Source organism: Longimicrobium sp. (genome assembly GCF_036554565.1).
Lineage (GTDB): Bacteria > Gemmatimonadota > Gemmatimonadetes > Longimicrobiales > Longimicrobiaceae > Longimicrobium.
In genome coordinates this window covers 1-4,235 of record NZ_DATBNB010000755.1, presented here as the reverse complement: position 1 = coordinate 4,235, position 4,235 = coordinate 1, and the positions used below count along the sequence as shown (strand labels likewise).

The window sequence follows — 4,235 nt, the reverse complement described above, 5'->3', positions numbered from 1 at the left end:
ATGGAGCGCACCTGGCTCCCGGCGTCGGCGAAGTTCACCCTGATCGTCGGGGGTCCTGGCTGCGCCAGCGTGCCGCCGTCGCAGCCGACCGCCGCAAGGCCCGCGACACAGACCGCCGCCAGAAAGGAGGGACGCACCATCAGGGGACCTCGATTGAATTTGTACCGCGGGGCCGCCGGTCAGCTGAACGGCATGCCCACCCACTCCGTGTACTGCTCCGCCGTCATGGGCCTTCGGTGCGCCCGGTGGGCGGCCCGCTCGCGCATTCCCGCCGCGAACCCGCGCAGCGAAGCCGTGCGCCCGGTGCGCGCCGCCAGCATCAGCCGCGCCGCCAGGGCACGCGTCTGCTTGACGCCCCGCCGCCCGGGGGGAACGTACCAGTCGTTCCACAACACGGCGTTGCGGGCGCCGTAGAAGTCCATCCGGTTCCAGTCGCGCCACGCGTTCGAGGCGCGGTGGTGAACCTGCAGCCCCGGGTAGTGCACGCAGCGCAGCCCCTGCACGAACCCGCGCGCCGCCAGCTCCCATTCCTCGAAGAAGTAGGCGAACACCGGCGAAAAGCCGCCCAGCCCCAGGAAGCGGTCGCGCCGCATCAGGTGCCCGCACCCGATGAAGGCGCGCACGTCGTAGGGCCCGGCGGCCACCGACGGCACCTGCGGGGTGCCCAGCCGCGGGTTGAAGATGGGGAACGCCAGCGACAGGAGGTCGTCGCGCCCCTCGGCGAAGTGCACCGCGTCTTCCAGCGACCCCGACACGGGAAACGAGTCGTCGTCGAGCCCCAGGTAGTAGCGGGCATCCATCGCGCGGGCGATCTCGTTGCGCCGCACCACCATCCCCCGCGCCTCGCCGTGCCGCCGCAGCTCCGCCCGCGGGCAGATGGACGCCGGCTCGAAGGGGCACGGCTGGTCGGAGCCGTCGTCCACGATCAGCACGCGCAGGTCGCCGAGCCCGGCATCGGCCAGCCGCTCCAGCGTGTTGCGCACCTCGTCCCACCGGTTGTGGGTGGGAAACCCCACCTGCACGAGCTTGGCGAGCTCCCTCACCGCACCGCCTCGCGCGGGGGGGCGCACCGCTCGCGGAGCGCCGCGACCACGCGCTCGGCCGCCCGCCCGTCCCAGCCTTCCGGGGCGCGCGCGCCCGGCTCGCGCCGCCCCTCGGCCGCGGCCTCGCGAAAGGAGGAAAGGATGCCGTCGCGCGTCAGCGGCCAGGGCGCCAGGCGGTTGGTGCCCTGGGTGACCGTCACGGGGCGCTCGGTCTGCTCCCGCAGCGTCACGCAGGGTACACCGAGGCTCGTGGTTTCCTCCTGCAGCCCGCCGGAGTCGGTAAGCACCACCGCGCTTCCATCGGTCAGCGCCAGCATCGCGCGGTAGCCGAGCGGCTCCACCACCCGCACGCCGTGCAGCATTGGGGCCAGCCCAAAGGCTTCCACGTTCTGGCGCGTGCGCGGATGCATCGGAAACACCACCGGCATCTCGCGTGCTGCCTCGGCCAGCGCCCCCAGTGTCTCGGCGAGCGCGCGCGCGTCATCCACCATCGACGGGCGGTGCAGCGTGACCACCGCGTATCCGCCGCGCGGGAGCGCCAGCTCGTCGAGCAGCCCCAGGGCGCGCGCCGCGGGGAGCTGGGCGAAGAGCGTGTCGATCATCACGTTGCCGGCGAACACCACCTGCGCGTCCGCGATCCCTTCCGCCCGCAGATTGGCGTGAGCGTCGCGGCTGGGGGTAAGCAGCAGGTCCGAAAGCCGGTCGGTGAGGACGCGGTTCACCTCTTCGGGCATCGCCCAGTCGCCGCTGCGCAGCCCCGCCTCGACGTGGGCCACCCGGCACCCCAGCTCCGGCTTCAGCTTGGCGGTGACCAGGGCGCACGCCAGGGTGGAGTTCACGTCGCCCACCACCACCACCCAGTCGGGACGCACCTCCCGCAGCACCGGCTCGAAGGCGGTCATGACCCCCGCGGTCTGCACCGCGTGGCTGCCGGAGCCCACGCCCAGGTGAAAGTCGGGCGCCGGGATGTCGAGATCGCGGAAGAAGGTGTCCGACATGCGGGCGTCGTAGTGCTGCCCGGTGTGCACCAGCGGCGCTTCGATCCCCCTGCGCCCCAGCTCGGCCACGATCGGGGCCACCTTCATGAAGTTGGGGCGCGCCCCGGCCACGACGAGCACCCGCATCAGCTTCTCCCCCTGGACGCGGCGGCCCGGGCCACCAGGTCCAGCAGCGTGCGCTCGGGGTGCGGCTCGATGCCCCGCCCCGCGTCCTCGTGCGCCTGCCGGCCCATGGACGGCCATTCGCGGCGCGCCGCCCAGGCCCGCTCCAGCGCCGCGCCGAACGAGCGGGGCGTGGGCGCCTCGGCCAGGAACCCCGTGCGGCCCTCGTGCACCCACTCGGCCATGCCGCCCACGTCGGTGCACACCGATGGGCGGCCGCAGAGCATGGCCTCCAGCAGCACCAGGGGGGTGCCTTCGGCCCTCGAGGGCATCACCAGCAGCTCGTTCCGGGCCCAGATGGAGCGGACGTCCTGCACGTGCCCGTGGAACTCCACCCGTTCCGCCACCGAGTAGTGCCGGGCGAGCGCCCGCAGGTACCCCTCGTCGCCCCCCGTGCCGTACAGGTTCAGCCGCCAGTCGCGCGCCCGCCACGCCGGCGCCGAAAGCGCATGCAGGAGCACGTCCTGTCCCTTGTCGCCCACCACCAGCCGGCCCACGCTGGCCATCCGCACGGGGCCGGGGGGCGGCGGGGGAACGGGAGTGCGGTCGGCCAGGTTCACGGGGTTGCGCAGCACCACCGCGTTGGGCAGCGCCGCGGCCAGCTGGCGTTCGGCGCTTTCCAGGTTGCCGCGGGCCACGAACCCCACCGTCCGCGCGCCGCGGTAGAACGCCGCCGCCCGGGCACGGTACTCCTCGGTGGCCCGGTGCGCGTCCGACAGGTACTGGCAGACGGTGACGTACGGCGTATCCGTCCGCCGCAGCCACTCCGCCAGGTCGCCCACGTGCAGAAAGGCGAACAGCGTCCCCTCGCTGAGCACCACCACGTCGGGCCCGAAGCGGAAGAGGGGGGCGAAGGGGGAGGCCGGGGCGACCATGGGAAGCCGTACCGGGCGGCGGACGAAGGAGCTGCCCAGCCGCTCCAGCCCCAGGCGGTAGCTTCGGCCCCGGCGGTAGAGCGCCGCGCCGCTCTCCCGCAGCTCGCGCAGCTGCGGCGCCAGCTCGCGGGAACGGTGCACGAACGCCATCACCTGGTGCCCGTCGCCCAGCGCGGCCGCGGCCATGCGGGCCCACAGCTCCTCGCTTCCCGCCCAGGGCGGGCCCTGCATGGTCGATACGATCGCGATCTTCACCCGCGTCACCCCGCGTCCCCTGGCACGTTCCGGTCCGGTTGCGCTCCGTGCGGCGGCGGCACCCGGCGGCCCCGCTCTAATTCGGCTTCCAGGCGGTCGACCGCCCGCTCCACGCTCCATTCGTCGTGCGCGTTGCGCGCGCCCGCCTCGCCCAGGCCGCGGGCCAGCGCCGGGTCGTCCAGGATCCTGCGGAGCGCCGCCGCCACGTCTTCGGGGCTGCGCTGCACCAGGAACCCGTTGATCCCCTCGCGCACCGTTTCCCGCACGCCCCCTTCGGCCACCGCCACGACGGGAGTGCCGCACGCCGCCGCCTCCAGCGGCGCCAGCCCGAACGGCTCCAGCCGCGGGGCGTAGACCATCGCGGCGGCGCGGTTGAGCAGGTCCACCAGCTCCGCGTCGCCAAGCCGCACCCGCACGTCCAGCCGCACGCCGGCAGCCCGCGCCATCTCTTCCATGGCGCGGGCGTAGGCCGCGTCGCCCCGGTCGCCCACCCACACCAGCGGGGGCCGGGGCTCGGGAAGCAGGGCCACCGCCGCCACGGCCAGGTCCACCCCCTTGGCCGGGTCCACCGCGCCCAGCCCCACGACGAAGCGCTCGCGGGGCGCGCCGGTGGGATGGAAGAGCCGCGTGTCGACGCCCAGGTAGCAGACCCGGCAATCCCGGCCGTACGCGCGCAGCACGCTTTCGCGGCTGTAGAACGAGTTGACCAGGATGGTGCCCGCCGCGGCCGCGTTGCGCAGCTCCTCGCGGGCCTGGGCACGGTCCGCCAGCAGGCGCGCCGCATCGGCGGCGGTTCGCGCGGCGCGGCGCACCACCCCGCCGCCGGCCGATACGTCGCCCACCCAGGGCAGCACCGGCCTGGCCTCGTAGAAGTTCCGGAAGGGCTCCTGGAGGTACAGCAC

Annotated in this window: 4 protein-coding genes; all 4 read right to left on the bottom strand. The window is 74.2% G+C overall.

Annotation, left to right across the window (positions count from 1 at the left end):
* Nucleotides 1-179 precede the first annotated feature (179 nt).
* On the bottom strand, nt 180-1,043 hold the full coding sequence (locus VIB55_RS21295) for a glycosyltransferase family 2 protein (protein ID WP_331878686.1): 864 nt from the start codon (nt 1,041-1,043) through the stop codon (nt 180-182).
* A complete protein-coding gene (gene wecB, locus VIB55_RS21290; protein ID WP_331878685.1) occupies nt 1,040-2,167 on the bottom strand; it encodes a non-hydrolyzing UDP-N-acetylglucosamine 2-epimerase in 1,128 nt (375 codons plus the stop codon). Before wecB ends, VIB55_RS21295 begins: the two co-directional genes overlap by 4 nt.
* Nucleotides 2,167-3,333: a glycosyltransferase gene (locus VIB55_RS21285; RefSeq protein ID WP_331878684.1), complete on the bottom strand. Its 1,167-nt coding sequence runs from the start codon at nt 3,331-3,333 to the stop codon at nt 2,167-2,169. The genes wecB and VIB55_RS21285 overlap by 1 nt, the downstream gene beginning before the upstream one ends.
* A 5-nt stretch (nt 3,334-3,338) precedes the next feature.
* Nucleotides 3,339-4,235, bottom strand: an 897-nt coding sequence (locus tag VIB55_RS21280) for a glycosyltransferase (RefSeq protein WP_331878683.1), incomplete at its 5' end; no start/stop codon positions are given.

What these genes read in the sequence shown, in the direction of transcription:
- wecB (WP_331878685.1), bottom strand. Translation starts at nt 2,167, where the DNA reads ATGCGGGTGCTCGTCGTGGCCGGGGCGCGCCCCAACTTCATGAAGGTG.